This is a genomic window from Mesorhizobium sp. M4A.F.Ca.ET.020.02.1.1 (assembly GCF_004022645.1).
In the GTDB taxonomy this organism is placed as follows: Bacteria; Pseudomonadota; Alphaproteobacteria; order Rhizobiales; family Rhizobiaceae; genus Mesorhizobium.
In genome coordinates, this window is the sequence record NZ_RZOI01001024.1 from 1 (window position 1) to 1,628 (window position 1,628).

Here is a 1,628-nt window from a genome sequence, read left to right on the forward strand (position 1 = left end):
GCATCATGTTCCCGGCCTGGACCTACAATGGCCGCGTGCCGGGCCCGTCGCTGCGGGCGACCGAAGGCGAACGCCTGCGGATCGTCTTCCGCAACCAAGGCTCGCATCCGCATTCGATGCATTTCCACGGCATCCACGCCGCGCGCATGGACGGCGTCCCGGGTGCCGGCCTGGTCGGGCCGGGCGAGGAGTTCGTCTACGAGTTCGATGCCAGGCCGTTCGGCTGTCACCTCTACCACTGCCACGCGCTGCCGCTGAAGCGGCATATCCAGAAGGGCATGTACGGTGCCTTCGTCATCGATCCTGACCCTGCCCGGCATCCGGAGCACGAGGCGGTCGCCCGCTCACGCCTGCTCGGCTCGCCCGAGAATGCAAACTGGCAGGAATTCGTGATGGTCATGAACGCCTTCGACACCAACTTCGACAACGAGAACGAGGTCTATGCCGTCAACACGGTCGCCCACGCCTATGCGAAGAAGCCGATCCGGGTGCTGAAGGACAAGCCCGTCCGCATCTACCTCGTCAATGTCGTCGAGTTCGATCCGATCAACTCCTTCCACCTGCACGCCAATTTCTTCGACTATTACAATCAGGGTACGACGCTCACGCCGACGCTGAAGACCGTCGACCTGATCACCCAGTGCCAGGCCGAGCGCGGCATTCTCGAGTTCCATTTCCGCGAGCACGAGCCGGGCCTCTATATGTTCCATCCTCACCAGTCCGAGTTCACCGAGCTCGGCTGGTCCGGCATGTTCGATGTCGTGGAGGCTCTGTCGTGACCGATACGAGCCAGCCCAATACGCGTGCCGCGCGCCCAACTCGGGTCAATCTGCTCTGGATCGGGCTGCCTTTGACCGTCCTGGCGATAGCCATCGCCTGGCTGCTGTCTTCCGATCCGCTGTCGAGCTTCCGCAATGGCGCGCCACCGGTCGAGAACATCACCTTCGAGCGGACGATCCTTGGCACCGATGGCATTCGCGTCCTTGTCCGTGCCGGCGGATCGGAACCGATGACGATCGCGCAGGTCCAGGTCGACGACGCCTACTGGCAATTCACGCAGGACCCGCCGGGCCCGATCGCGCGCGGCTCGACGGCATGGATCAACCTGCCATATCCCTGGGTGTTGGGGGAGGCGCATGCTATCAATGTCGTGACCAGCACCGGGACGACATTCGGACATGAGATCGCGGTGGCTGTGCCAACGCCGACCCGTGACTCGCTGAGCCTTGTCGCGCAGGCGGTGCTCGGCGCCTTTGTCGGCATCCTGCCTGTGGCGATCGGTCTGATGTTCTACCCCGCGCTTCGCGGCGTCGGACGCAGCGGCATGGACTTCCTCCTGTCGCTGACTGTCGGCTTGCTCGCCTTCCTTTTCGTCGATGCGCTGGAGGACGCCTTCGAACTGGCTAGCGAAGCTGCAGCCCTGTTCCAGGGGCCGACGATGATCGTGCTTGCCGCCACCGCGAGTTTCCTGCTGCTGATGGCGGCGGGCCGGCGGAGCGGCGCGCCGACCGGCCTGGCGCTCGCCACCTTCATCGCGCTCGGCATCGGCCTGCACAATCTCGGCGAAGGACTGGCGATCGGCGCCGCCTTCGCGTCGGGCGCGGCGGGGCTGGGCACCTTCCTGGTGC

Annotated in this window: 2 protein-coding genes; both read left to right on the forward strand. The window is 64.9% G+C overall.

What is annotated here, in order from left to right; all coding sequences use genetic code 11:
• Positions 1-779, forward strand: a 779-nt coding sequence (locus EN742_RS34385) for a multicopper oxidase domain-containing protein (protein WP_128333840.1), incomplete at its 5' end; no start/stop codon positions are given.
• Positions 776-1,628, forward strand: an 853-nt coding sequence (locus EN742_RS34390) for a metal transporter (RefSeq protein ID WP_128333841.1), incomplete at its 3' end; no start/stop codon positions are given. The genes EN742_RS34385 and EN742_RS34390, both read left to right, overlap by 4 nt.